The following is a 25,356-nucleotide window of genomic DNA, read 5'->3' as shown; positions in this document are numbered from 1 at the left end:
ACATGCACATACAAAAAGAGAGTCTTATATGAAAAAATCGTTAATTGCTGCCTTAGTGTTAGCTATCAGTTCACCAGCTGTTATTGCTGCTAGCGTGTTTAGTGACGCTAAAGATAGCGTAGAGTACCGTCAAGCTGCATTTCAACTAATACGTCATAACATGGCAGATATTGGCGACATGGTCAAAGGTGATGTTACTTATGATGCTGATCGCGTTAAAGAAAGAGCAACAGCTTTAGCCACTCTTACCACCTTACCTTGGTATGGTTTTTCAGTAAAAGGCGGCGATGCTAAAGCAGAGATTTGGGATAATTTAGCCGATTTTAAATCACGTGGTGAAAAACTAGCCAGTGATGCTGCTGTATTGCACACCGCATCGTTAAACGGTGACCAAGCTGAAATTAGAAAAGCATTTGGTACTTTTGCTCGCAATTGCAAAGCGTGTCACGATAAATACAAAGAATAATTTTACCTTAAAACACACTAGCCTATATTCTGGCTAGTGTGTTTTTTGTAATTTAATAATACCTACTTTTTGCTACAAACTTTTTGCTACAAACTTTTTGCTACAAACTTTCTGCTACATACTTAATGCTACATACTTTCACTATCCTAGCTTTGCTAATCTAGCTTTATAAATAAGCCATTAAGCGCTGCCCCTGCCAAAAATATAATGCCACTAATAACAACGCCAATAACAAAAAGAACCAACCACTATGGCGAAAGCCTGTAGCGGGCTTATTACTAGCTTTATCGCCTATGCTTTTAACATCAGCTTGGTCTTTGCCGGTAATCATCACAGCAATAACATTATGCACAGCCACACTATGCCAAACGGCAGCAATAACATGTACCGCGATGGCCGCTAATAAAATATTGATATTAATACTATGAATAGTGGATGCTAAATCGACCATATCAGCCGATAAATATTTTACTAAAGGGCCATCACTTAAATAGCTATTATCAAAAGTAGCCATACCGGTAATTAACTGCACTAACATTAAGATAATTAATAGCATAATCATATAAAACGATGCAGGATTATGCCCCACCTTAGGCGTAGGTTTAAATAAGTAACGTAGAGCTTGCATTGGCGATGCGGCAAAACGGGCAAACTGAGCATTTTTACTGCCGACTATTCCCCAAACAATTCGGCTAATAATCAAAGCTAATAAAGTAAAGGCCAGCAATTGGTGCTCTGCGGTATAACCCTCTTCACCGGTATACCAAAGCCCAGCAATTAACAGCACTTGGCTCCAATGAAATACCCGAACCGCAACATCCCAAACCTGGATTTTACCTGCTGTTTTAATCGATGTTTTCGATATCGACGCTTTACTTTGTGACATTCTAGGTTGTCTCCGTTATGCTAAGTTTATCATTTTATACTACAGAAAATTAAAGATGAATTGGTGGAAATGGCTGTTTAGCTCGCTAATTATTCTGATAGCCGTTGTCGCAATAGTGGCATCAGCGACAATATACTCGGCACTTTATATTAGCTTACCGGCATATGATACCAAACTTGCGGCAGATGTATCCGCAACTGTGCGGGTCGATCGGGACAATTTAGGTTATCTCAGCATCCATGCCGCTAACCGACAAGATGCTAGCTATGCTTTAGGTTTTGCACATGCTCAAGAACGTTTTTTTCAGATGGACTTATTACGCCGCAATGCTGCCGGCGAATTAGCCGGATTATTCGGTAGCCGGGCTGTCGCTGCAGATAAAGCCCTACGCCAACACCGATTTCGCCACCATGCCGAACAAGCACTACAGCAATTAACCCAACAACAAAACCAATTATTACAAGGCTATACTAATGGTGTAAATGCCGGATTAAACGCTTTAACCTTACCGCCATTTGAATATTGGATATTGCGCCAACAGCCACAGCCTTGGCAAGCAACAGACTCTTTTTTAGTGATTTACAGCATGTACCTCGATTTACAAGGCAAGCTAGGGCGTGATGAATATGCCATGACGGTGCTAAAAAACAGTATTGATAGCGACTGGTATCATTTTTTACAGCAGCACAGTCAGCATTGGCAAGCGGCAATTGATGCATCCATTATTCCCGCGGTTCTTATGCCCCGCTCCGCTTATCCTAGTGTGTTAACACAACAACTTAATGCCTGTGTGCAATGCGATGTTAAAGATGCAACCGACATAGGTAGCAATAACTTTGCTGTCTCTGGCACCTTAACCCACCATGGCAGTGCCATTTTAGCCGATGATATGCATTTAGGGCTGCGCGTGCCAAATACTTGGTATAAAGCGCAACTTAATTGGCGCCAAAACAACCAAATAATTCAAGTCACCGGTTTAAGCTTACCAGGTGCACCCGCCATAGTAGTAGGGTCTAATACCAACATTGCTTGGGGCTTTACCAATAGCACCGGCGATTGGCATGATTTAATAAAACTCACTTTAAGCGATGACGGCAAACGCTATTTAAGCCAAGACGGCTGGCAACCCCTGCAGTATCATTATGAAACCATTAAAGTCGCCCACGATAAAGATCAAGCACTTGAACTAGCCAGCACCCACTGGGGGCCGGTTGTGTACTTTCCAGCCAATCACTCTACCAATCCCACAGCCAAGAACTCTGCTGGTAACACCTCTAATAGCAACGATAACCAAGCTTATGCCTTACGTTGGGTCGGCTATGACTCTAAAGCAGTAAACTTTAATTTAATCGCCTTAGAAACCGCCAGCACCGTACAACAAGCCGTTAACTTAGCGCCCAACATTGGCATTCCAGCCCAAAACCTAGTGGTTGCTGACGCTGCAGGTCATATTGCTTGGACCATTGCCGGTGCCATTCCTAAGCGCTCGTTAGATTATGATTGGGATACCGCCCAAGACTGGAGCCAGCAGCCTGATTATTGGCAAGGTTATATCGACGCTACCGAGCAACCCGCCATTATCAACCCCAGCATTAAACGCTTATGGTCTGCTAACGCCCGTACAGTCGGTGCCGATATGTACGCTAAAATTGGTAATGGTGGCTATGACTTAGGTGCCAGAGGCCAGCAAATTCGAGATCAATTACTGGATAATACCGCCTTTAACGAAGCCGACTTACATCAAATTCAACTCGATAATAATGCCAAAATGTTAGCGCGTTGGCAGCAATTATTACTTAGTCAGCTAACAGCTGAGTTTATTGAAGAGCATCAGCTACAACAGTATCAAAACCAAGTATCACTAAGCTCAGATCAGGCCAACGTAAATGCTATAGGCTACACCTTAGTTAAACACTTTCGCCAGCAACTACTGCAATTGCAATTTGCGCCGTTATCGGCCTTATTAGAACAACAAGGTGCCGCCAGTAGAGATTTAAAATTCTCATTAGAGCCGGCCATTTGGCAAATGCTGCAACAAAAACGCGCCGATACCGTGGTCGCACCCTATACCGATTGGCAGCATTTAATGCAAAGCGCTATTTTACAAAGTAAACAACAGCTAGAACAGCAAAATGGCAGCATTGATAATAGCCGCTGGGGTTTAGTTAATCAGGCTAAGATCCAGCATCCGCTGGCTTTGGCCATACCTTACTTTGGCAACTGGCTAAATATGCCCAATACCGAAATGAATGGTGATAGCCATATGCCCCGCGTACAAGGCTCTACGTTTGGCCAATCTCAGCGCTTAGTCGTCGCGCCAGGCCAAGAGCACCTAGGTATATTAACCATGCCAACAGGGCAATCTGGCCACCCGTTATCGCCATTTTATCGCGCAGATCATACCTACTGGTTAAACGGCGTAACTTTACCGTTTTTACCCGGCGCAAAAAAATATCAGTTATTACTAACACCACAGCCTTGACTTTAGCCCTCTAGACCCTTTATGTTAAGGGTCATGAACCTATTAATTATCGTACGCAATTTTTTTAGCTTTACCACCCCAAGCGGGAGGTGGTGAGCTGCATGCGCAGTTTAACCAAAACCTCCCAACTGGGAGGTTTTTTTTTACCTCAAAACGGCTTCTAAAATGGGGTCAGTGTACATTAATAAATTGTTACAGCTAAAAATATCACTTAAACAACAGCATTAGCTGTTCAATTAACTAAGAGAGCCAGACATGCAATTAGACCAAATACGCACGGAGATTAGCGATACCGATCAGCAGTTATTAGCATTACTGGCTAAACGTCGACAACTGGCACTGGCAGTAGCAAACGCAAAGTTAGCGCAAAATAAACCGATTAGAGATCAAAAACGCGAGCAAGAATTATTAATATCCCTAATTGAGCACGGTAAAACCTTAAACATTGATGCCCAATATGTTACGCGTTTATATCACGTAATTATTGAAGACTCAGTGCTGCAACAACAGGCTAAAATTCAAGGCCAATTAAATAACTTAGATAGAGATATTGTCCGTGTAGCATTCTTAGGCGGTCAAGGCTCTTATAGCTACTGGGCAGCACAAAAGTACTTCACCCGTCGCGCCGAGCAATTGATTGAACTAGGCTGCGATAGCTTCCACGATATTGTCCATTCGGTAGAAACCGGCCATGCCGACTATGCCGTATTACCGATTGAGAACACTTCATCGGGTTCAATCAACGAAGTATACGACTTATTACAACACACTCGGTTATCCATCGTTGGCGAGTTAACCCACCCTATCGCCCACTGCTTATTAGGCTTAGAAGATACCGATTTATCTAAAATTCGCCAAGTGTGTGCTCACCCGCAAGTTATTGCCCAGTGCAGCCAATTCTTACAAGGCTTAGCCAATGTAAAAGTGGAATATTGCGACAGCACATCCGATGCTTTTAGCCGAGTAAAACAACTGCAAGATCCAAGCGTAGTGGCTATTGGTGGTGAAGCCGGTGGCGATTTATACGGTTTACAAGTACTAACCCGTGAATTAGCTAATCAAAAAGACAACGTCAGCCGCTTTATAGTGGTGGCTCGCAAACCCGTACAAGTGGCCAAAGCCATACCAGCAAAAACCACCTTTATCATGTACACTGGCCAGCAACCTGGTGCATTAGTTGATGCGCTGCTAGTTTTAAAACAACACGGCATCAGCATGGCCAAATTAGAATCGCGACCAATAAACGGCAACCCGTGGGAAGAAATGTTTTATGTGGACGTGTTCGCCAATTTAAACGACTACGCCATGACCCGTGCATTAGAAGAATTAAACAAAATTACCCGTTTTATAAAAGTACTCGGCTGTTATGCCAGTGAAGATATCGAGCCAACCCAAGTTATTGCTTAACTTAACTTGGCTTAACTTGGCTAGCTTATAATTAAAACCCTGCTGGCAGCATACATTTTAGGTGTAGTGTCATCAGGGTTTCATCATCGCATTAAGAGGATCATATGACTGATAAAGAAAAACTTTATGGCCGCCATTTAACGTCAGCCCAGCAGTCTATCGACACCATAAACGCTATTAACACCTTAGAAGACTCAAGCGCCTATCGTCTAGCCTTCGCTGATACTGATTTTTTAACGCAAGATAGTTTGCGTCATATTCGGCTGCAATTAGAATACCTAAAACCCCAACAAGTATTAGAGCAGCACAACATAAACGCCACTATCGTCGTGTTTGGTAGCGCCCGCTTTTTATCTCCAGAAAAAGCCGAGCTATTATTAGAAAATGCGCAACAAGCCTTAGCCGAAATTGATAACAGCCAAAATCAAAAAGCAGTTAAATATGCTCAAGCTCAAGTTAAATCAAGCCAGTATTATACTGCATCGCAGCGCTTTTCTTATTTAGTCACCGAGCACAGCTGTAAACATCAAGACTGTGCCCTCACCATCATCAGCGGCGGCGGCCCAGGCATTATGGAAGCAGCCAATCGAGGCGCTATGGAAGCCGGAGGCGAAAGCATTGGTTTAAATATTGTACTCCCGCGTGAACAACAACCTAACCAATACATCACCCCCAAGTTTTGTTTTCAGTTTCATTACTTCGCCATCCGTAAAATGCACTTTTTACAACGCGCCCGCGCACTCGTCGCCTTCCCAGGTGGCTTTGGCACCCTAGACGAACTATTTGAAACCTTAGCCTTAATTCAAACTAAAAAATCCACCCGCGTCCCGGTGATCTTATTCAACAAAGCTTTTTGGCAAAAGCTAATCAACTTCGATCTTTTAGTAGAAGAAGGCGTCATCAACGCCGAAGACTTAGATCTAATCCAATACGCCGACACCCCAGAACACGCATGGCAACTGATCAAAGAACACTACAACCTCTAACAACTAATATGGGGTCGGAGCACATTAATTAATTGTTAACGGTCTGCCCGGCCCTAATTGCCCAAACTCGCAACCCAAACGTTGCTCTAGCTCAGCTCTAAAACGCGCATCAGCTAAAGGGTAATTATGCCTGACACATCGACGTACCTTGTCAATCTCCTCAGCCGTTAAGTGCTGCGTAAATAATGCTCGATAGGCACTACAACGATTTTGAGCATTATCAGCTAATCCCAAATACAACGGATGCGGCGTCAAGCTAGCAATATCGTTACCGACACCATGTTGCTGAAAACTAGACCAATGGTATTCCTCAGGCAATTTCACCATTCTTGCTCTTACTGGGTTCAGCTCTATATATCGCATGCACAACATAAAATAACGCTCAGAATCAATTAAGCTGGCTTTATGTCGCCCTTCCCATAACGTGCCCGAGCGTTGATAAGTATTATTGAAATAGCGCACGTAATCACGACCAACGCTTTGCAACACCCGGGAAATACCTTCGCTATCTTGAGGCGTCATTAATAAATGGACATGATTAGTCATTAATACAAACGCATGTAGCTGCACCTGATAGCACTGCAGGGCATCTTCTAGCCGGCGCATATAAAAGCCAAAATCTTCATCAGATAAAAGCAGCGTTGTCGATTATTGCCACGCTGCACCACATGACAAGGCACACCTTTCACATAAAACCTAGGTTTTCTAGCCATAAATATTTACACTTGCAACCAATTTTAAACAAGTGTAGTTCATAACCAATCAGCTTCAACTCTTAAAATGGGGTCAGTGCACATTAATAAATTGTTAAATAAAACCCACTCATAATAAATAGATCTTGAAATCAAAGCTTTTTAAGGTCTATTGCATTGGCAAGTTTTAATAAAGTACTCTGGGCAGCATTATCGCCACTTAGCGTAACCATAGCGCCTGTGGGTGTAACAAACTGGATCTCCAATTGCTTGCCATCCACCTTCTGCACTGCTTGAATACCTTGAATTTTGGTTAATTTGCCACCTGACATAGCAATCATTGATGGATTACTTAACATCATAGAAAAGGCTTGCAGCATCGGTGAGTCCATCATTAAGTCAATTTCAATCCGATAATCCGCATTATAATAGGCTCTAGATGCGCTAATTCCTCCACCAAACATCGCTGCCCCTGCGACTGAACTCTCAGCATCTTCAGCTTGCCAACCAGTTGGCGCGTCCGGAAAAAATGTTTTCACCTGTTCGCCTTTTTCCTGCCTAATCAACGTGCTGGCATAATCTAGCTGAGCAGCTGCTTGCGAATACTCGCCGGCTTTATAATGCTTAGTTGCGGCTGCAATAGCGTCATCAACATCTGAAGCGTAAGCAGTTAATGTGAGCGCGACGCCGAATAAGCTTAGTAATAACGCTTTAGGTAGCGGATTAATGACTTTTATAGCGCTAAGTTTTATAGAAACAAGTTTCATAACAAATACTCCCGTAGTTTTTAAACTATGAACAGTATAGCTATTGCAGAAAAAACTGCGGCAAGGCGGAGTTAACATTTTATTAATGTACTCCGACCCCATATTAGTAATTTTAGCGGCTGTCGGCGGCTTTTTGCAGTAAGTGTTTGCTTTCTTGCAGGAATTGCTCGGCCAGATCGCCGAAAAATTGTTGGCCTTTACCAAATTGGGCCATTAAACCGGCTTTATCTTGGCTTTCTAACAGCTGTAACAACTGGCAGAAACGCTGCTGATAACGTTGTAGCACTTGTGTCATGGCGCTGGATGACAACATGATATCAGCATAAAGCTCAGCATTTTGGGCGAATAATCTGCCTACCATCGCCAGTTCTAAGCGATAAATGGGTGAGCTTAGTTGCAATAACTGGGCTAAATCGGCTTGCTCGTCGGCTAAATGTACGCCATAAACTAAGGATGAAAAATGGCGCATGGCTTGAATTAATTGCATGGCATGATCATGCTCGTCGGCACTCTTTTCGGCGAGCTCAGCACCCCAGACATTAAGCTGGGTTAATAACCATTGATATTGCGCTTGGTCGCGGCCATGACACACCACCACCACTTGCTTCACAAGGTTGGTTACATCTGGGCCAAACATGGGGTGTAAACCCACTACGGGGCCAGAGTGCTGTGCTAACATGGCTGCTAGCGGCTTAGCTTTAACGCTGGTAATATCGGCCAACACACAATGTTTGGCTAAAACTGGCAGTTTATGGATCAATTGCTCAGTTAATGTAATGGGTACTGCCATTAGTACTAAAGCGGCATTTGCACAGATGGCTTCAGCATCTTGCCAATCATCTGGCCCTAACGTGTTAACCACATAACCTGAACGAGTAAACAAACTCGCAAAGCGTTGACCTAGCGCGCCATCTCCACCGACAATCACCACTTTAGCGCCAACTTCACCACAACACACAAAACCACTTTCTTGAGTTTGATAAGACTCACGCATCATTCGGCGCAATATATCCTCCACTAACTCAGGCGACACCCCTAATGCCGTAGCTTGCTCACGCCTTGCAGTTATTAAAGCTTGTTCACGCTCTGGCACATATACCGGCAGCGCAAATTCTTGCTTTACAATGCCTACTTGCGCCGTCACTTGCGCCCGTTTAGCTAACAAAGCCACTAATTGACTATCAATGGCATCAATTTGCTGTCTTAACGGGCTAAGCGCTTGCTGTGCTTTTTGTTGGGTCATAATACTATTACCATACTATTACATTTACCCTCTTAAGCTGCCGCCACCAATGATTGCATTTTCTGGTACAGACTCATCAGTAACACTTCAGTCGTAGGCCAGTCAATACAAGCATCCGTTACCGACACACCATAGTGCTCAGCTTTGCCATTAATTAACTCTTGGCGACCAGCGTGTAAGTGGCTTTCTAGCATAATACCAATAATGGCCTCATTCCCGGCTAAGCGTTGCGATAACACATCATGTGCCACTTCACCTTGACGATTATGATCTTTATTCGAGTTACCATGGCTGCAATCCACTACTATACCATTGGGTAAGTTAAGCTTTTGTAAGGCAGCTAAAGCGGCATTAACACTTTGCGTGTCGTAATTCGGCTTCACACCACCACGTAGAATAATATGACCATCTGGGTTACCTGCTGTTTGCACTAAGCTGACTTCACCATTTTGATTGATACCAAAAAAGCTATGACCACTGGCAGCCGACTGCAACGCATTTAAAGCGATACTTAAATTACCATCGGTGCCATTTTTAAAGCCAACTGGCATCGATAAACCACTGGCCATTTCACGGTGAGTTTGTGATTCAACCGTACGCGCGCCTATTGCCGACCAGCTAATCAAATCAGACAAGTACTGTGGGCTAATAGGATCTAAAGCCTCAGTTGCGGTGGGTAACTCCATTTCAACCATTTTTAATAATAAGTCACGGCCCCAAGTTAAGCCGGTTTCTAAATCAAATGAATCATCTAAATGCGGATCATTAATAAACCCTTTCCAGCCCACCGTGGTGCGAGGCTTTTCAAAATACACCCGCATTACTATGTATAAGCTATCGGCATATTCCAACTGTAACTTTTTAAGCTTCTGGGCATATTCAATAGCTGCTACAGGGTCGTGAATAGAGCAGGGCCCGGTTACCACTAATAAGCGCTTATCTTTGCCGTGAACAATATTGGCAATATCAGCCCGTGCTTGCTGCACAAATAGTGCACCTTGCTCTGATAAAGGTAATACTTTTTTTAACACTGCAGGCGAACTTAACGGTTTTTGCGCCACAATGCGCAAATCATCAACAATCTTACTCATTTTCTATGCTCCAGCACTTAGAGTTAAACAGAATAAGCAAAGGGAGCAGATAAAAACTGGCAAACCTTAACTGTAAACTTAAACTTACAACTCGTAATCAATTAAATACACACCTGATACTAAAGTGCCAATTAGCAGCGGTCAAGCCTTTAGTTTGTTAAGATTTGTATTTTTCAATAATGAAGACTAATCGTATAAATAAGTTTACGAAATAGCTATGCGACAAGTAGTTGATAGACGAGCTTGCTACGCAAGCAGTGACGAGTTGCCACAGGCAACGGTAACTAGCGGCTATGCCGCGGTCACTGTTTTTCAGCCACAAAAAAGGCCGACAGAAGTCGGCCTTTATCACGCTTAAATCTAACTTAGTTAAGCTTTTCGCGGATACGCGCTGATTTACCTGAACGATCGCGTAAGTAGTAAAGCTTAGCACGGCGAACTGCACCACGGCGCTTAACCGTAATACTGTCTACCAATGGGCTGTGCGTTTGGAAAACACGCTCAACACCTTCGCCATTAGAGATTTTACGTACTGTGAAAGCAGAATGTAAACCACGGTTACGCTTAGCGATAACAACGCCTTCGTAAGCCTGTAAACGTGATTTTTCACCTTCAGTTACTTTTACTTGAACGATTACAGTGTCGCCCGGCGCGAACGCAGGAACGTCAGTTTTTAACTGCTCGTCTTCAAGTTGTTTGATAATGTTTTGGCTAACTTTGCTCATAACAATCTCACTATACCTGGTATTAACTGTCTTCTTGCTGCCCCGTCTGGCACTCTTGCTGATGATGTTTTTTAAAATCAGCCAGTAACCGACGTTGCTCCTCAGTCAGAGCCAGGAGATTTAACATATCTGGTCGTCTTAGCCAGGTTCTACCAAGAGCCTGCTGCAAACGCCAGCGTCGTATATTTTCATGGTTACCGCTCAGTAATACTGACGGAACCTGTTTGTCTGATAACACTTCAGGTCTTGTATAGTGCGGACAATCCAGCAAACCCGATGCAAAAGAATCTTGTTCTGCCGACTGTTGATGCCCAAGTACACCTGGTACTAAACGCGATACCGCATCAATTAGCGTCATCGCTGGCAACTCTCCACCACTTAACACGTAATCACCCACCGACCATTCTTCGTCAATTTCGCTTGCTATTACGCGCTCATCAATCCCTTCATACCGGCCAGCTACTAAAAGTAACTTAGAATGTGTCGCCAGTTCTGCTACACCTTGTTGATCTAATTTTCTACCTTGCGGCGATAAATAAATCGTGTGTACCTTTCCTGTTGCTGCCTGTTTTGCGGCGCGAATTGCGTCGGTCAACGGCTGCACCATCATTAGCATACCAGGGCCGCCACCATAAGGTCTGTCATCAACCGTTCGGTGCTTGTCCGTTGTGAAATCACGCGGGTTCCAGCACTGCACGTCAATTAAGCCTTGTTTTACAGCACGGCCAGTGACCCCAAATTGCGTTATAGCGTTAAACATTTCCGGAAATAAAGAGATAACTCCTATCCAGCGAGCATCTTTACAACCAGTAACGCCTTCTGCCATTAAAACGCAGGATCCCAGTCTACAACAATGCGACCTTCAGTTAAGTTAACGCTTTTTACCACTGTGTCGGTTAAAAACGGTAATAACCTTTCTTTCTTACCAAATGCATCGGTACGGTTGGCTTTAACCACGATAACGTCGTTAGAACCGGTCTCCATCATGTCGCTCACTTCACCTAAGTGATAGCCTGCTTCGTTCACTACGGCCAAACCCATAAGGTCTTTCCAGTAATAATCCCCTTCGCCAAGCGAAGGCAACAACGAGCTTGCTACAGCAATATCAGCATTAACATAACGCTGAGCTAGATCACGATCACTAATACCATCAAGTTTTGCTATCAGGCCATTACTATGGCGCTTCCAGCTAGACACCTGCACTGGTTGCCAGCTACCTTGCACGTTTACTTGCCAAGGAATGTAATCAAAAATCCCTTCCGGGACGTCGGTGCAAGCGTTAACTTTAAGCCAGCCATTGATACCGTAAACTGCACCAAATTTGCCAAGAACCACTAAATCTTTCTTTTCCACGCTGACTACTCCACCCGACATATTGCTAATTAAGCCGTAGCTTTCTTAGCATTTTTTACCAATGTTGCAACGCGGTCACTTAATGCAGCACCTTGTGCTACCCAGTGATCAACGCGATCTAGGTCCAGACGCAGTCGCTCTTCTGTACCGCCGGCAAGTGGGTTAAAGAAACCCAAGCGCTCAATGTGACGGCCATCGCGAGCAAAACGGCTGTCCGCTACAACAACTTGGTAAAATGGACGCTTTTTCGCGCCACCACGTTGTAAACGAATAGTTACCATAAGGCCCTCTAATTTTTATCGTTCAGGTTTTAACAAAATATAAAGCCCTCTAACCTGATTAAGTTCAGACTAAAGGGCTGCCGTATTGTACGGATTCTGGTTCTAAATGCAAGGAAAATGCTAGCTGATTAGCGCCTACTGCCAATAAGCATCAGCAATATAGCCAACTCAAGCAAATAACAGGCTTAATCTTCGTCTTGCATCTCAGTCATTAAGGTTTCAGCTAACTCGTCAGGCAACACCACCACACCCGGACCATCAGCATCCGGTAATACAGCAATCCCTAATTCATCACCATTTAAGCCAGAAGTCCACTTATCAAACCAGGTATCAACATCTATTGCTTGAGCAATACAATGCGACCACTCACCCTCAATCCATAACTCTGCCAACTCTTCATGTGGCCATACCGGAATGCAACGCTCATCTTCAGCCGTTACCAGTACAAACCCATCATCATCGGTCAAAATCCAAATTTTTTCTAAATCTGCTACCGCTTGCACAAAGTAACTATAACGCTGCTCAGCATCTAAAGCATTGATCCGTTTTAGCTCATCGGCAGAAAGTTGGTATTCCATAATAAAATCCTAAAAAACAGTTAAGTATTGCCGCTAATTGTGACGCATCAGCCGCCATAATGCCAAATTTTTTTCAAGCCGCCAGCATAAAAATGGGTCAGAGTGATTTTTCTTAACAACGATAAAATCACTCTGACCCTTTTTATGGACTTTAATTTAAAGTAGCTACTATGCTCAGCAGTAACGCATAACGTGCTGCCTTACCTAAAAACACTAAGGCTAAAAACACACTAAAGCGCACCCGCAACACGCCCGCGACTAGGGTTAAGGGATCGCCAATTATGGGTAACCAGGCAAATAATAAGCTGAGTAAACCAAAGCGTTGAAACAATTGCTCTGCTCTGGCTAACGACTTAGCCGAAAAAGGAAACCAGCGTTTATGCGAGAACAGCCGTAGCCGAGCACCTAACCACCAGTTAACGCAAGAGCCCAGCGTATTACCGGCACTGGCCACCACCCATAACAGCACCGGCTGATAGCCTTGATTATATAGCGTTAACAGCAACAATTCCGACGAAGCCGGAAACAACGTAGCAGCTAAAAAACCGCTAGCAAATAATAGTAAGTACATCAGTGCGTCATCTTAAAAAGGGTCAGAGTGATTTAAATACAGTTAAATCACTCTGACCCTTTTTTAATAAAATAACTGCCACGCCAATCTTAACCAAATCACCCACAACACTGCACAGCCGAGCAAAAACACATTAAAACGCAAACGCACTTTATTACTGCCAATATGAATTATGGTATGCCAAATGCGTAACACGACAAAAGCACTGGCCAGAAGCACGTAACCTAAATCAGCTAGCCCTGATTGCAATACAAACAGTACACTGAATATAAACAGCATTGGCATTTGAAATTGATTATCAAAATTGCGACTGGTTGCAATAACCTGCTCGTTGGCACCAGTTAAGTTCATGGTTTTAAAGGCTGTAATGCTAATTTCTTTAGCTTTTGCGGCTTTAATCCGGCGTTTACCCATTAAAATCATCACAATACTGGTAAGCAGTACTTGCGCGAAAACAGGCAGTAAAATTAATTTTTCCATGCTTTATCCTAAGGTTATTATTTTATGCTTTAACTTTACCAGCATAAATCGGCTAAGCCTATGTTGCTAGTTTGTTTATAATTAAGATACAGATAATAACTAGTATCTTACTAAGCTTTATATTTCAGTGGCCTAAGTTGTTATACTGTGCCATCTTTATCCCAGATCATTTTTATTATAAATACACGATCTGTAACACTAAAAAACTGCAGTATCAGGAATTATTAATGGCGCAATTGTATTTTTATTATTCAGCAATGAATGCTGGCAAATCGACCGCTTTATTACAAAGTGCGTATAACTATGAAGAGCGCGGCATGCAAGTCGTGATATACACTGCCTCTTTAGACAACCGCTTTGGCATCGGCAAAGTCAGCTCGCGTATCGGCTTAAGCATGGATGCGCATATTTTTAATCCCGAATTCGATTTCGTCGCCCATATTAGCGAAATTAAAGCCCGTACCGGCTTACATTGCATTTTAATCGATGAAGCGCAATTTCTAACTAAGCAGCAAGTACGCCAATTAACCACCGTGGTTGATGATATTGATGTGCCCGTACTTGCCTTTGGCTTACGCACCGACTTTCTGGGTGAAACCTTTGAAGGCAGTCATGCCCTATTAGCTTGGGCCGATAAACTTATCGAACTTAAAACTATTTGCCATTGCGGGCGTAAAGCTAATTTTGTGGTACGTCTAGACGAAAATGGCAATGCCGCTACTGCCGGAAGCCAAGTGCAAATTGGCGGCAATGAAAGTTATGTCTCTATGTGTCGTGCCCACTTTAAACAATTAGTCTGGCAGAGTGAGTCGCCTGAAAAACCAACAATAAGTGCAGATTCAAATGCTAAAGTTTCAAGTACTTAAATTTCAAGTACTCTGACCCCTTGAAACTATTAGGTTATAAAATATATAGATAATAGAGTGAAATATGACCGAGATTCAGCAGCCGCATTTTTGGCCAATACTTGAAGCACTACCCTATCCGGTAATGTATAAAGATTTAGTCAGCCCGAGTATTTTTGCTAATAATGCGGCGCAGCGGTTATTTAATTTAAGCCCTGAAAATGCAACCGCCATGGTTAGCATGGCCGCCCTAAAAGCCGCGGCTATTTGCAATACAAATACCCAACAGCCCTATAGCTTGTTTAATAACCCACTAATTCAAGCCCTAAGTGGTAATGAAATTAGCCAACACGTGTTAGTTGCCAAGCAAGCTGCAAGCTATCACATGCATAGTCGCTTAATCTCATTGCCATTTACTCTACATCAAAGCGTTATTATTAGCTTACAGCGTACCGAGCCAACAACGATTGAGTCCAGTGATGCTTTATATAGCGAAGAGATACAAGAAGCTTTAGCTTTTGATAAGTTAATTTCACTAATTTCTACAGAATTAATTAATGTGCAAGAGCATGAGCTTGATATGCACATTAATGATGCTTTAGCCGCTGTTGGCGAGTTTTGTCATGCCGATCGTGCTTATGTATTTCAGTTTAATAACGAATTAACTGAGATGAGCAATACTAACGAATGGGTGCGGCACGGTGTAACATCGCATATAGAGAATCTACAACAAATACCGCAACAAGCCTTACCCTACTTTTATCAAATAATGCAAAATAACTTTATCTTCAGTGTCAGTGACGTCACGCAATTACCAGCAGAAGCTAAGGCTGAAAAAGAAGAGTTCGACCGTGAAGATATCCGCTCAGTTCTATGCTGCGCCATGCGCGCGGGTGATAAAGTAATCGGATTTGTTGGCTGCGATATGGTGTCTCGCACCCGAGTATGGACCAGCAACGATTTACGCCGTTTAAAGCTAGTGGGTGAAATGATCGCCAATACGTTGCAAAACGTTGCATACCGCCGATCATTACAAAGCATGCAACAACAGCTATTAACCGCCAATGCCGAGTTACAACAACAAGCCATGCAAGATGGCTTAACCGGTATCGCCAACCGACGGCAATTTGATCAATGCTTACAGCAAGAACTACACCGAAGTGCCCGTAGCGAAACACCTCTAAGCTTAGTTATGTTGGATATTGATCGCTTTAAACCGTATAACGACCATTACGGCCATCAAGCAGGTGACGACGCGTTAAAGCAGTTAGCGACTTGCTTAACAAAAGTATTAAAACGGCAAGGTGATATAGCAGCACGCTATGGGGGTGAAGAGTTCGCGCTTATTCTGCCCGATAGCACGTTAGAAGATGCCGTAAATGTCAGTAAGCAAATCCAACAGCTATTAATCGAACTTGCCATTGAACATAAGCATTCTGATATCAGCAACTACCTAACCGTCAGCATAGGTTGCTGCAGCGTTGTAGCTAATAAAGACACCGAGCCTAGCCAACTGATAAAAGCGGCCGATAAAGCATTGTATGCCGCTAAAACCAATGGCAGAAATAGAATAGAAACATAAAAGGTTAAGGGTGACTAGCTGCCTAGAGCAGCGGTGACTAGTTCGCTAGCGAACGGTAACTAGCAGCTTTGCTGCGGTCACTTGTCACTGCTTGTAACACAAGCTAATCACCACCCTTCAATCAACTAATCATAAAACGGCGATCGGCTCTCTGTCGCATCAATTAAGTTAACCGGTTTATGCAGCATTTGACCACCATCACGGGCAATTGGCACCCAAGGTAAGCGACCGCGCCCTTTAGATGGCTTTAACGAGAACAAATCAAACGGTATCGAAACATAAAAGCCTTTGGTAAAGCTGCCTTCGCCATACTGCTCTGCTGATAAGTTAGTTATTGCCGCATAAGCACCAACAATAATGCCACTATCAAATCGTTTCGCCGCATCAATAGTGAAACCTTTGTCTTTCGCTAAATACTGACCAACATTAAACGTAAACTGAGTATTTGGCAGTATTTCTGGTTTCCAATACAAATTCACAAAACCGGTAAAAGCTTTATAATCAAAAAAATCGAAATCATTTTCATACGAGCGTTGTTGCACATAGTTAACATCAAAACCAATAGCAAAATTACTATCTACCGGCCTATACAACATTTCACCGCCAACTCCACCGTACATGGTTTCTAAGTAACCACCATACACTTGGCCAAATACATTAGTTGATAACTGATCTTGCCAATGCAGAAAAAGATTTTCCATACTCACACGGCTGCGGGTCACATACTCTCGGATATAGGTGCGTACTCGTGGCACATCAGTATTTTGCGCATCAACTTTAAAATTAAACTTATCGAAGTTTTCCAGCAAGGTTACTTTAGCAGTAGCGTTGATACTATAGTTTTCACCTAAGCGATAACCTCCCCCTAAAAATACGCCGCCTTGATACATATAAAACGCTTCAGGGTTGCCAAATGTCTGGATCCAAAATGCTTCCATACTAGTATAGAAACCCGTTGAATAAGGGATATCCACCATTGCTAATACATCCGCATCGGGGTTTTGTCGTACATAAGTTGAGCGTACATCTGGTTGTAATACATCGTAGCGCGCGGCAGTAATAAAAGACTCTACCTCTATTACTTTTTCTACCATCGCTAAGTTACCAGAGTACTCTACAACTCTAATCCGTTTGATATGGCTTGGTATTTCACTTACTAACACTCTGCCTATACGTTCAGTCGCTTCAGCGTCATCACGGTAATATAATTGCTGGCCATAAATAATAAATTCATCATCCGTCAATCGTGAATTTTGTAACATAAAACCGGCTTCAGAAAATAAAGCCTTATATAAGGCATTATTATCAGAAATATTGTTTATTTCTGGCATATGCTGCGCAGTAGGTCGCATTGCCGGTTTAATCTTAATCTGGGTTGCATTATGTAAATTGAGCTTATAATGGGCGCCAAAGCCAAAGGTGTTACCGCGCTGATAATTGACATCAAAGCTAAAGTCTCGCCATTGATATACAGCACCAATATTCCATCTGCTATCTTGAATTAACTCACCCGCTCTGTCTCGGCTATAATCGTTACCTTCATATTCCAACTTAAATCGCAGTGGCTGCCAAGGCGTCTGATATTCAACACCACCATAAACCGAGGCTGGGCCTTTAAAAAACCGTTGATAATCAATTTTACCGCCGACACCACTAAAACCACCAGGCCGCTGACAAAAACCATCACTAATTTCACACAACGGGTTACTTATATTACCGGCACTACCTAAATAGCCCCATCCTATACCTAAATGAAAATCTAAGTCGTACCATGCTTTACTAAAGGCTAAAAACTCACTTTCAAAAAAACCGGTGCCACCAAAGTCACGAAAACCTACCGATACTTGCGGTAAATAACTACTCTCTTGCCATAAACGAAATTTAACATCTATGCCTTTATCTTTTAGGGTTTGATCACCACTAAAACCAGGTGATTGGCTGTATAATCGAGTCCGGACATCGGTGTAACGTACTGTTGACTCCATCCAGTCGAATAGCTGTAAACTTACCGACCAGAAACGATACTCTTCATTATCGGTATAATTCACCGATATGTCACCAGCAGGAGTCATACGCGCAGTAGGGGTTTGTATTAACCCTACACCACCATGCGCCATTTGCGACACACCCGCTTTAGGCTGTTGCCAAGAGCGCGGTTTTATAACTGATTGTTGTAGAGTAGCGAATTGTACAGGCTTAATTGTTACAGAACTATTTTGCGCGTCACTCTCTGAATCGCTTTGTGCATAGCTATTTACTATAAACAAGGAACAGCTTAAAGCTGTCGCTAAAGAAAAAGTTTTTTTACTAATATTCATACTTTTCATAACAGCACCCTATGCCGTGCTAATGCTAAAATGTCCTGATTTAATCGCTGCCATCTAGTTGAAAATAATCCAAGTTTAAAAGGCACAAATAATTGCGCTCCAGGCATAGCTTCAATTGTAGTCTGCTGCCAAGCAGCAACCGTTTCTTTGATAATACTGCCGTCAGGTTGTATTAGATATAACGTATTACTATCTGCTGCAGCTAAAGAAGAAAATTCTGTTAAGTACTGTTTAACATTTCCTGCATTTATATGCGTACTCTTTCCGGGTTGTTTCACCAACCCAAACAAAGTGATGTGTGAAGGTCGCTTATACAATCGCAATTGGTAATTACCCGGCATAAACTTAGGATTAAACTCGGCACTTACTCTAGCAAGATCATACTCAATAGGTATAAATACCCTTGTAGCTAACTGCCAACTTTTTATTTGGCTAACCATGCTGATAATTGCCTGTTGCTTATCAATATCAGCAGCATATTCTTGCTGCAATTCGTCAAGCTGTTGCAGCACTCGCTGCAGTAATAACTGTGCAGTAGTGTCATCAGTATTATATAATGCCGACACAGGCCAATACCAATTTTCAGTTAAGGCCACTGGTGATAACACATCCGTTAAACGTGGTGCCAGGCTCTTATTAGCAAATGAATACTGATAAGACTTTTGATTAATCTGTACTGCTACAAATTCATTGATTTCATTAGCTTGAACAGTTAACCCGGAGCTAAGCAAAAAATAACTAATAAACACTTTTTTTATATTTTTCAATATTTTACTAATCATAAAGCTGGGCTCTCCAAACTCTGTGGCTGCTTAGCTAATTCACGTGCTATTTCGCTAATAAATGTTAACTGCATTGGCTCGGTAAAAGGGGCTAATTGCTGCTGGCTTTGTAATAGCGCGCCACTTGTGGCGTCAAACCAAAATATATTTTGCCAGTTTTGATCAAAACGAAGGAAATTTGCGGCTGAATCATAGCTTAAATATTCAATCACTTTTGTCACGGCAATATCGCGCTGAAAAAAGCGCAAACTATGACCCGTTTGTACTGAAAAGTTAGAGTTTACACTATACCCATACTCACCTGCTGACCAATCAACTAAGCGTGTCCAGCTAGTTTGTTGGCTAATCTGTTGCCAATTAATAATAGGATCAGAAATAGCAGCGGTAACATTTAATAGATCATTTTCAAAACCTAAGGTTTTAACAATACGACCATTTTCAGTAATTAACATTGCTTCATCAGCAGAGACCCACTTTAATTGGCCTTGTTCAATAAACATTAACGCCATAACACTTTGTGGTCTATCGCCATGAGACACATATAAAAAATCAAATTTGGCTTGAGTAACTTCTTCATAACTTAAGCTAGCATCAGGCTGTGTCGTAAATGCTAATTTCAAGGTATCTTTATATGAATGATAAGTACCCGCGCAACCAGTTAAACCAAATATTAATGCAGTGCATCCCAAAAAATTCAGCAAAGTCATTGTTCATCCAACCTATTTAAAGTGAATTTTAAACTAATTAAATACAGCGCAGTTATTTACTTAATATATTTAATCTAAACAATTACACAATAAAAAAGCCGCCTATAGGCGGCTTTTTTTTAATAAGAAATATATTAAAAAGTATTTGTAACAGTAACAGTGGTTGTACCAGTAGCTGTACCAGTTACTGTGCCTGTGGTAGTTGAAGTCGCTGTAGTCGTTACAGTTACACAACCATCATCTGTTTTAACTTCACCAGGACCACACACTAATCCAGTATCTGGTAACGAAGTACCTTTACTGTTAGCTATGACAGCAACTAAAACACTAGCAGCAACTCCACCAGCAACGATATTAGAGGTTTTAACACCACCAATTGTGTGTTGTTGAACATCAGCACCACCAGCTTGCTGTGCATTAACACCTAAAGATAACAACAATGCTGTAGCAGCAATAACTAATTTTTTCATTACTCAATCCTTATGCCAATTTATAATTTACAATTTACAATTACTGCTTAGACTAAACTAAACCAACAAATTACTCAACCAATAAAGGTTAAATCCTTTAAAAATAGTGACCACTTGTTTAACAAGCTAGTTACCATACATATTAGATGCTTGTAACCACTTGTATTGCACTATTGTCACAGCAAAAAAGCAGCAAGTCACGCCTCCCTCGGCAGCTTGTCACTAATATCAACTACCGAGGCTATTCTAGCCTTTGCAACTAAATCTGTATGCTCAGAATAATTAAACTCAGTCGGCGTTTCGTGTAATAAATCAATAATTTTTTGTACAGCGAAACTATTACAGTAGCTGTCTAACTGCAACAATATACTTTCCATTTGTGTCCAAGTTAAGCACACTTCATCGGCGGCCATAATACGTGGATGCTCGGTTTGGCGTACATTATCACCAATTAACAGCTCTTCATAGAGCTTCTCGCCAGGTCGTAAACCAGAGTAATTCACTTCAATATCACCACCTGGGTGCACTTCGTCTTTTACTTCTAAGCCCATTAAGTGGATCATCCGTCTGGCTAGGTCAGCAATTTTTACAGGCTCACCCATATCTAATACAAATACATCACCACCCTCGCCCATAGCGCCAGCTTGGATCACTAATTGTGCCGCTTCGGGTATGGTCATAAAATAGCGGATAATATCTTTGTGGGTAACGGTTACAGGGCCGCCACGACGAATTTGTTCGCGAAACAACGGCACTACCGAGCCACTTGAGCCTAAAACATTGCCAAACCGCACCATGCAAAATCGTGTTGTCGACTGCCGTTTTGCTAATGATTGCAATACTAACTCAGCCAATCGCTTCGAAGCGCCCATCACATTAGTTGGACGAACGGCTTTATCAGTTGAAATGAGTACGAAGGTTTCAACATTTGCGGCAATAGCTGCTTCAGCGGCATACCAAGTACCAAAAACATTATTAATAACGCCTTCAACAATATTATATTCGACTAGTGGCACATGCTTATACGCCGCAGCATGATAAACCGTATCTACCGCAAAAGCTGTCATCACCGACTGCATGCGTTCACGTCGTTGCACCGACCCCATAATAGGCATCAATTTAACCTCTAATTGTTGCTGTTTTATTGTGGCACTTAATTCTTGTTCAATAGTATATAAACTAAACTCACAACGCTCAAATAACACTAAAGCTTTAGGTTCACATAATAATATTTGCCGACATAATTCAGAGCCTATAGAGCCCCCAGCACCTGTTACCATTACCACTTTATCGCGAATGTTGGCTAATAGCAGTTTTGTTTTTGGCTCTACCGACTCACGGCCTAATAAATCTTCAATTTTTACATCTTGCAACTCGTCTATTCGCATCGTGCCATCGACCAAATCGCTCATACCCGGAATCGACTGTACGGGTATGGGTAGTTCCTCTAGTGAATCAAGTACTTCTCGACGGCGGGATCGTGAAGCTGATGGTAATGCTAACAAAATACGGCTAACGTTATGAGTTTTAACTAAGCTATTAATCAATGCAGGGTTACCTACCGGTATGCCCAAAATAGTGGAGCGCTGTAGGGTCGTATCGTCATCGAGAAACACCACAGGATGATATTGTTCACCATTCATTAATGCTTGCGCTAATTGCCGACCAGACGATCCAGCGCCATAAATTAATACCCGCTCTTTATGGCCATTATTGCGTTGCACCAAAAACATTCGGGCTAAAAGCCGTATACCGCCTGAGCTCACTAAAGCTAAAATGGCATAAACAAAAATTAAGTTACCTTTATCCTCAACGCCAAATATATTAAACAGCAAGATAAGGATAAAAGCATTACTAACAATACCCGCTAAAACCGCCCCTAACGCATGCTGGCCAATATAACGGATCACCGCTCGATATAAGCCCAATTTAGTAAACAGCAATAACGTTAATGGCAAAGCTAATCCAAACGAAAACGCAATCCCAGGCACATCTTGCATTGTATTGTTTTGTGTTAAAACAAAGGCACCCACCAAGGAACAGGTTAAAAACACAATATCGGCAAACACCGAAATAGCGCGTTTAATATACCTCGGTAAGCCTAATAAAAATGCCAACATTTTGTAATCCAGTGTTTAGTGTTTAGTGTTTAGTGTTTAGTGTTTAGTGTTCACTCAACACTCATAACTAACAACTCAAAACTAGTTAACCAAATTTTTTAAAATTTGCTTAACATCAGCCCCTAGTATTTTATCACGCATTGCATATTCAACAAAGGCTTGAATATAGCCCAGCTTATTACCGCAATCATGGCTGCGGCCACTAATATGATGCGCTTGTACTTGCTGCTGTTGCATTAATAACGCTATAGCATCAGTTAATTGAATTTCATCACCCGCGCCTAAAGGCGTGCGTTTTAAACAATCCCAAATTGCCGGATTAAATACATAACGGCCCACAACGGATAAATTAGATGGTGCTTCAGTTTGGTTCGGTTTCTCAATAATATTAGTAATTAAAGCTGAAGCCCCCGCTGACAGGGTTTTACCATCAACATCGGCAATACCGTAATTACTGACTAGATTCATTGGCACAGGCTCAACCATAATTTGGCTTAGCTGATTTTTTGCATATAACTTAACCATTTTGGCTAAATTATCTTTAGCTAGATTACAATCATAACCATCAACGATTACATCCGGTAGTAAAACAGCGAAAGGCGAATTGCCTACTACCGGTAAAGCACATAATACGGCATGGCCTAAACCTTTAGCCTCGCCTTGGCGAACTTGCATAATAGTTACGTCTTTAGGGCAAATGGCTTGCACTTCATCTAACAACTGCCGTTTAACCCGCTTTTCTAGCATGGATTCAAGCTCAAAACTTTTATCAAAATGGTTTTCAATTGAATTTTTGAAGAATGAGTCACTAATACAATCTGCTTAATGCCCGCCGCAATGCATTCATCTACCACATATTGAATAAGCGGTTTATCCACTATCGGTAACATTTCTTTGGGGATAGCTTTAGTCGCTGGCAACATCCTAGTGCCTAAGCCCGCAACTGGGATCACAGCTTTTAACACTGTCATTTAATATCCTTAAGTTCTTGTTTCATCTAACTAGCTTAAATTGAGTAAGCTTAAGTCCATGTACTCTTTTTAGCTATCTTACTATCAATACAGCTAAGCGCCATTTACTTAACAGTAGATAATTTAACACTTTCACCACGGCCAATACCGTAATAAGTAAAGCCACGACGTTGCATCCGCTCTGGCTCAAATAAATTACGGCCATCAAAAATAACCGGTTGTTTTAATTGTGTTTTTATTAAATCAAAATCAGGCGCTTTAAAAGGCTGCCACTCCGTACAAATAATCAAAGCGTCAGCAGCTTTTAAAGCTGCTTCTTTAGTACCCACTAAATTTAAATCATTCCGCACACCATATGCACGCTGCATTTCTTCCATCGCTTCAGGATCATAAGCTTGTACTATAGCACCCGCAGCCCATAACTGCTCTATAAGAACACGACTACTGGCTTCGCGGATATCATCGGTTTTAGGCTTAAAGCTTAACCCCCAAACGGCAAACACTTTACCACTTAAATCAGCCCCAAAATGCTGTTTCACTAAGCTTGGCAATTTATCTTTTTGTCGTTTATTAACATTTTCAACTGCATACAACATCTCAGGTCTATAACCTTCGGTTTCCGCAGTTTGGATCAAGGCTTGAACATCTTTAGGGAAACATGAGCCGCCATAACCACAGCCCGGATATATAAAGTGATAACCAATTCTTGGATCCGAGCCTATGCCTCTTCGAACCGCTTCAATGTCGGCGCCTAACAACTCGGCTAAATTAGCCATTTCATTCATAAATGAAATTTTAGTTGCCAACATACAGTTAGCCGCATATTTGGTGAGCTCTGCCGAACGTACATCCATAAAAATAATTTTTTCATGAATACGGTTAAACGGCTCATATAATTCACGAATAATGTCATGTGGCCGGGCATCATAACTGCCAACAATAATACGGTCTGGCCGCATGCAGTCAGCGACTGCAGCACCTTCTTTTAAAAACTCAGGGTTAGACACCACATCAAATTGGTGGCTAACTTCACGTTGTGCTAAAGTTTCGGCAATGATATCGCGCACTTTATCAGCAGTACCCACAGGGACAGTAGACTTATCAATAACAACTGTATCACCCGTCATATACTGCGCTATGGTTTTTGCTACAGTTAATACATATTGCAAATCAGCCGCGCCATTACTATCTGAAGGCGTTCCTACAGCAATAAATTGCACTTCACCATGCTCTACTGCTAATTTGGCATCGGTAGTAAACTGTAATCGTCCAGCCTGGCTATTATTTTGCACTATAGGCGTTAAACCCGGCTCATAAATTGGAATAATGCCCTGATTTAAATCTTCAACCCGCTGTTCATTCACATCAACACAAATAACATGATGGCCAACTTCAGCCAATACAGCCGCCTGAACCAACCCTACATAACCACTACCAAAAACCGTAACCTTCATGAACAATCCTTTTGTAAGTGATGAGATGTTAGTGCTTAGTTTTTAGTTTGTGTAACTCACCACTAAACACTTAAAACTTGCGACTCAATT

General features: G+C 42.1%; 27 protein-coding genes. 7 read left to right on the top strand and 20 right to left on the bottom strand.

What is annotated here, in order from left to right; translation table 11 throughout:
* Positions 1 to 28: 28 nt before the first annotated feature.
* Entirely contained in the window at positions 29 to 466 is a 438-nt protein-coding gene (locus tag BI198_RS06430) for a c-type cytochrome (RefSeq protein ID WP_070048815.1), read from the top strand.
* A gap of 166 nt (positions 467 to 632) precedes the next feature.
* Here the strand turns inward: BI198_RS06430 and BI198_RS06425 are convergent, their stop codons facing one another.
* Positions 633 to 1,352 carry a cytochrome b/b6 domain-containing protein gene (locus BI198_RS06425; RefSeq protein WP_070048814.1) on the bottom strand — a complete coding sequence of 240 codons (720 nt, stop codon included), beginning with the start codon at positions 1,350 to 1,352 and terminating at the stop codon, positions 633 to 635.
* A 55-nt stretch (positions 1,353 to 1,407) separates the two neighbouring features.
* Here BI198_RS06425 and BI198_RS06420 point away from each other — a divergent pair, with 55 nt between their 5' ends.
* From BI198_RS06420 to BI198_RS06410, 3 genes are all read left to right on the top strand, one after another.
* Positions 1,408 to 3,834, top strand: coding sequence for a penicillin acylase family protein (locus BI198_RS06420; RefSeq protein WP_070048813.1), 2,427 nt, complete (start codon positions 1,408 to 1,410; stop codon positions 3,832 to 3,834).
* Between the two features lie 255 nt (positions 3,835 to 4,089).
* Complete coding sequence (locus BI198_RS06415; protein ID WP_070048812.1) at positions 4,090 to 5,241, top strand: chorismate mutase; 1,152 nt, start codon at positions 4,090 to 4,092, stop codon at positions 5,239 to 5,241.
* Positions 5,242 to 5,345: 104 nt separating this feature from the next.
* Positions 5,346 to 6,227 (top strand): LOG family protein, encoded by an 882-nt coding sequence (locus BI198_RS06410; protein ID WP_070048811.1) that lies wholly within the window; start codon positions 5,346 to 5,348, stop codon positions 6,225 to 6,227.
* 24 nt (positions 6,228 to 6,251) lie between these two features.
* On the opposite strand, the gene BI198_RS06405 is transcribed toward BI198_RS06410, so the two are convergent.
* From BI198_RS06405 to BI198_RS06390, 4 genes are all read right to left on the bottom strand, one after another.
* On the bottom strand, positions 6,252 to 6,833 hold the full coding sequence (locus tag BI198_RS06405) for a transposase (protein WP_201243413.1): 582 nt from the start codon (positions 6,831 to 6,833) through the stop codon (positions 6,252 to 6,254).
* 238 nt (positions 6,834 to 7,071) lie between these two features.
* Positions 7,072 to 7,686: a hypothetical protein gene (locus BI198_RS06400; RefSeq protein WP_141728853.1), complete on the bottom strand. Its 615-nt coding sequence runs from the start codon at positions 7,684 to 7,686 to the stop codon at positions 7,072 to 7,074.
* Positions 7,687 to 7,798: 112 nt separating this feature from the next.
* Positions 7,799 to 8,929, bottom strand: coding sequence for a bifunctional chorismate mutase/prephenate dehydrogenase (gene tyrA / locus BI198_RS06395; RefSeq protein ID WP_070048809.1), 1,131 nt, complete (start codon positions 8,927 to 8,929; stop codon positions 7,799 to 7,801).
* Between the two features lie 32 nt (positions 8,930 to 8,961).
* A complete protein-coding gene (locus BI198_RS06390) occupies positions 8,962 to 10,020 on the bottom strand; it encodes a 3-deoxy-7-phosphoheptulonate synthase (protein ID WP_070048808.1) in 1,059 nt (352 codons plus the stop codon).
* 217 nt (positions 10,021 to 10,237) lie between these two features.
* Between BI198_RS06390 and BI198_RS15980 the strand changes: the two genes are divergently transcribed.
* The gene (locus BI198_RS15980) at positions 10,238 to 10,378 is read left to right on the top strand and encodes a hypothetical protein (RefSeq protein ID WP_158007089.1); all 141 of its coding nucleotides are present in this window, start codon (positions 10,238 to 10,240) and stop codon (positions 10,376 to 10,378) included.
* Positions 10,379 to 10,385: 7 nt separating this feature from the next.
* On the opposite strand, the gene rplS is transcribed toward BI198_RS15980, so the two are convergent.
* The 7 genes from rplS to BI198_RS06355 form a co-directional block, all read right to left on the bottom strand.
* Positions 10,386 to 10,745, bottom strand: coding sequence for a 50S ribosomal protein L19 (rplS, locus tag BI198_RS06385; RefSeq protein ID WP_070048807.1), 360 nt, complete (start codon positions 10,743 to 10,745; stop codon positions 10,386 to 10,388).
* Between the two features lie 22 nt (positions 10,746 to 10,767).
* Entirely contained in the window at positions 10,768 to 11,571 is an 804-nt protein-coding gene (gene trmD / locus BI198_RS06380) for a tRNA (guanosine(37)-N1)-methyltransferase TrmD (RefSeq protein ID WP_070048806.1), read from the bottom strand.
* Positions 11,571 to 12,098: a ribosome maturation factor RimM gene (gene rimM / locus BI198_RS06375; RefSeq protein WP_070050704.1), complete on the bottom strand. Its 528-nt coding sequence runs from the start codon at positions 12,096 to 12,098 to the stop codon at positions 11,571 to 11,573. Before rimM ends, trmD begins: the two co-directional genes overlap by 1 nt.
* Before the next feature lie 29 nt (positions 12,099 to 12,127).
* Entirely contained in the window at positions 12,128 to 12,379 is a 252-nt protein-coding gene (gene rpsP, locus BI198_RS06370; RefSeq protein ID WP_070048805.1) for a 30S ribosomal protein S16, read from the bottom strand.
* Positions 12,380 to 12,564: 185 nt separating this feature from the next.
* Positions 12,565 to 12,957, bottom strand: a complete 393-nt coding sequence (locus tag BI198_RS06365; RefSeq protein WP_070048804.1) for a DUF2750 domain-containing protein — start codon at positions 12,955 to 12,957, stop codon at positions 12,565 to 12,567.
* A 151-nt stretch (positions 12,958 to 13,108) separates the two neighbouring features.
* Positions 13,109 to 13,528, bottom strand: coding sequence for a YqaA family protein (locus BI198_RS06360; protein WP_201243411.1), 420 nt, complete (start codon positions 13,526 to 13,528; stop codon positions 13,109 to 13,111).
* A 63-nt stretch (positions 13,529 to 13,591) separates the two neighbouring features.
* On the bottom strand, positions 13,592 to 14,008 hold the full coding sequence (locus BI198_RS06355; protein WP_070048802.1) for an MAPEG family protein: 417 nt from the start codon (positions 14,006 to 14,008) through the stop codon (positions 13,592 to 13,594).
* Between the two features lie 227 nt (positions 14,009 to 14,235).
* Here BI198_RS06355 and BI198_RS06350 point away from each other — a divergent pair, with 227 nt between their 5' ends.
* Together BI198_RS06350 and BI198_RS06345 are read left to right on the top strand one after the other, a co-directional pair.
* Complete coding sequence (locus tag BI198_RS06350; RefSeq protein ID WP_070048801.1) at positions 14,236 to 14,874, top strand: thymidine kinase; 639 nt, start codon at positions 14,236 to 14,238, stop codon at positions 14,872 to 14,874.
* A 64-nt stretch (positions 14,875 to 14,938) separates the two neighbouring features.
* Entirely contained in the window at positions 14,939 to 16,435 is a 1,497-nt protein-coding gene (locus tag BI198_RS06345) for a sensor domain-containing diguanylate cyclase (RefSeq protein WP_070048800.1), read from the top strand.
* 125 nt (positions 16,436 to 16,560) lie between these two features.
* Here BI198_RS06345 and BI198_RS06340 read toward each other — a convergent pair whose 3' ends face one another.
* From BI198_RS06340 to BI198_RS06310, 8 genes are all read right to left on the bottom strand, one after another.
* On the bottom strand, positions 16,561 to 18,762 hold the full coding sequence (locus BI198_RS06340; protein WP_235605263.1) for a YjbH domain-containing protein: 2,202 nt from the start codon (positions 18,760 to 18,762) through the stop codon (positions 16,561 to 16,563).
* Positions 18,759 to 19,544 (bottom strand): capsule biosynthesis GfcC family protein, encoded by a 786-nt coding sequence (locus tag BI198_RS06335; RefSeq protein ID WP_070048799.1) that lies wholly within the window; start codon positions 19,542 to 19,544, stop codon positions 18,759 to 18,761. The genes BI198_RS06340 and BI198_RS06335 overlap by 4 nt, the downstream gene beginning before the upstream one ends.
* Positions 19,541 to 20,251, bottom strand: a complete 711-nt coding sequence (locus tag BI198_RS06330; RefSeq protein ID WP_070048798.1) for a YjbF family lipoprotein — start codon at positions 20,249 to 20,251, stop codon at positions 19,541 to 19,543. The genes BI198_RS06335 and BI198_RS06330 overlap by 4 nt, the downstream gene beginning before the upstream one ends.
* 134 nt (positions 20,252 to 20,385) lie before the next feature.
* The gene (locus tag BI198_RS06325; RefSeq protein ID WP_070048797.1) at positions 20,386 to 20,721 is read right to left on the bottom strand and encodes a hypothetical protein; all 336 of its coding nucleotides are present in this window, start codon (positions 20,719 to 20,721) and stop codon (positions 20,386 to 20,388) included.
* A gap of 197 nt (positions 20,722 to 20,918) precedes the next feature.
* On the bottom strand, positions 20,919 to 22,841 hold the full coding sequence (locus tag BI198_RS06320) for a polysaccharide biosynthesis protein (RefSeq protein WP_070048796.1): 1,923 nt from the start codon (positions 22,839 to 22,841) through the stop codon (positions 20,919 to 20,921).
* A gap of 81 nt (positions 22,842 to 22,922) precedes the next feature.
* Positions 22,923 to 23,588, bottom strand: coding sequence for a UTP--glucose-1-phosphate uridylyltransferase (locus BI198_RS06315; protein WP_317133696.1), 666 nt, complete (start codon positions 23,586 to 23,588; stop codon positions 22,923 to 22,925).
* A complete protein-coding gene (locus BI198_RS16405) occupies positions 23,582 to 23,812 on the bottom strand; it encodes a sugar phosphate nucleotidyltransferase (protein ID WP_317133695.1) in 231 nt (76 codons plus the stop codon). The genes BI198_RS06315 and BI198_RS16405 overlap by 7 nt, the downstream gene beginning before the upstream one ends.
* 104 nt (positions 23,813 to 23,916) lie before the next feature.
* Positions 23,917 to 25,266, bottom strand: coding sequence for a UDP-glucose dehydrogenase family protein (locus tag BI198_RS06310; RefSeq protein WP_070048795.1), 1,350 nt, complete (start codon positions 25,264 to 25,266; stop codon positions 23,917 to 23,919).
* Positions 25,267 to 25,356 lie beyond the last annotated feature (90 nt).

This window comes from Rheinheimera salexigens (assembly GCF_001752395.1).
Lineage (GTDB): Bacteria > Pseudomonadota > Gammaproteobacteria > Enterobacterales > Alteromonadaceae > Alishewanella > Alishewanella salexigens.
Note: the sequence above shows the minus strand (reverse complement) of the source record. Positions and strands in the feature narration are given on the sequence as shown.

Bases quoted from the DNA above. Each gene is read 5' to 3' on its own strand.
- tyrA (WP_070048809.1), bottom strand. From the start codon at position 8,929: ATGACCCAACAAAAAGCACAGCAAGCGCTTAGCCCGTTAAGACAGCAA.
- BI198_RS15980 (WP_158007089.1), top strand. From the start codon at position 10,238: ATGCGACAAGTAGTTGATAGACGAGCTTGCTACGCAAGCAGTGACGAG.
- BI198_RS06400 (WP_141728853.1), bottom strand. From the start codon at position 7,686: ATGAAACTTGTTTCTATAAAACTTAGCGCTATAAAAGTCATTAATCCG.
- BI198_RS06325 (WP_070048797.1), bottom strand. From the start codon at position 20,721: ATGAAAAAATTAGTTATTGCTGCTACAGCATTGTTGTTATCTTTAGGT.
- BI198_RS06430 (WP_070048815.1), top strand. From the start codon at position 29: ATGAAAAAATCGTTAATTGCTGCCTTAGTGTTAGCTATCAGTTCACCA.
- BI198_RS06330 (WP_070048798.1), bottom strand. From the start codon at position 20,251: ATGACTTTGCTGAATTTTTTGGGATGCACTGCATTAATATTTGGTTTA.
- BI198_RS06390 (WP_070048808.1), bottom strand. From the start codon at position 10,020: ATGAGTAAGATTGTTGATGATTTGCGCATTGTGGCGCAAAAACCGTTA.
- rpsP (WP_070048805.1), bottom strand. From the start codon at position 12,379: ATGGTAACTATTCGTTTACAACGTGGTGGCGCGAAAAAGCGTCCATTT.
- BI198_RS06425 (WP_070048814.1), bottom strand. From the start codon at position 1,352: ATGTCACAAAGTAAAGCGTCGATATCGAAAACATCGATTAAAACAGCA.
- rplS (WP_070048807.1), bottom strand. From the start codon at position 10,745: ATGAGCAAAGTTAGCCAAAACATTATCAAACAACTTGAAGACGAGCAG.
- BI198_RS06340 (WP_235605263.1), bottom strand. From the start codon at position 18,762: ATGAAAAGTATGAATATTAGTAAAAAAACTTTTTCTTTAGCGACAGCT.
- BI198_RS06310 (WP_070048795.1), bottom strand. From the start codon at position 25,266: ATGAAGGTTACGGTTTTTGGTAGTGGTTATGTAGGGTTGGTTCAGGCG.
- BI198_RS06415 (WP_070048812.1), top strand. From the start codon at position 4,090: ATGCAATTAGACCAAATACGCACGGAGATTAGCGATACCGATCAGCAG.
- BI198_RS06365 (WP_070048804.1), bottom strand. From the start codon at position 12,957: ATGGAATACCAACTTTCTGCCGATGAGCTAAAACGGATCAATGCTTTA.
- BI198_RS06360 (WP_201243411.1), bottom strand. From the start codon at position 13,528: ATGTACTTACTATTATTTGCTAGCGGTTTTTTAGCTGCTACGTTGTTT.
- BI198_RS06355 (WP_070048802.1), bottom strand. From the start codon at position 14,008: ATGGAAAAATTAATTTTACTGCCTGTTTTCGCGCAAGTACTGCTTACC.
- BI198_RS06315 (WP_317133696.1), bottom strand. From the start codon at position 23,588: ATGCTAGAAAAGCGGGTTAAACGGCAGTTGTTAGATGAAGTGCAAGCC.
- BI198_RS06405 (WP_201243413.1), bottom strand. From the start codon at position 6,833: ATGCGCCGGCTAGAAGATGCCCTGCAGTGCTATCAGGTGCAGCTACAT.
- BI198_RS06345 (WP_070048800.1), top strand. From the start codon at position 14,939: ATGACCGAGATTCAGCAGCCGCATTTTTGGCCAATACTTGAAGCACTA.
- BI198_RS16405 (WP_317133695.1), bottom strand. From the start codon at position 23,812: ATGACAGTGTTAAAAGCTGTGATCCCAGTTGCGGGCTTAGGCACTAGG.
- trmD (WP_070048806.1), bottom strand. From the start codon at position 11,571: ATGGCAGAAGGCGTTACTGGTTGTAAAGATGCTCGCTGGATAGGAGTT.
- BI198_RS06320 (WP_070048796.1), bottom strand. From the start codon at position 22,841: ATGTTGGCATTTTTATTAGGCTTACCGAGGTATATTAAACGCGCTATT.
- BI198_RS06410 (WP_070048811.1), top strand. From the start codon at position 5,346: ATGACTGATAAAGAAAAACTTTATGGCCGCCATTTAACGTCAGCCCAG.
- BI198_RS06335 (WP_070048799.1), bottom strand. From the start codon at position 19,544: ATGATTAGTAAAATATTGAAAAATATAAAAAAAGTGTTTATTAGTTAT.
- BI198_RS06350 (WP_070048801.1), top strand. From the start codon at position 14,236: ATGGCGCAATTGTATTTTTATTATTCAGCAATGAATGCTGGCAAATCG.
- BI198_RS06420 (WP_070048813.1), top strand. From the start codon at position 1,408: ATGAATTGGTGGAAATGGCTGTTTAGCTCGCTAATTATTCTGATAGCC.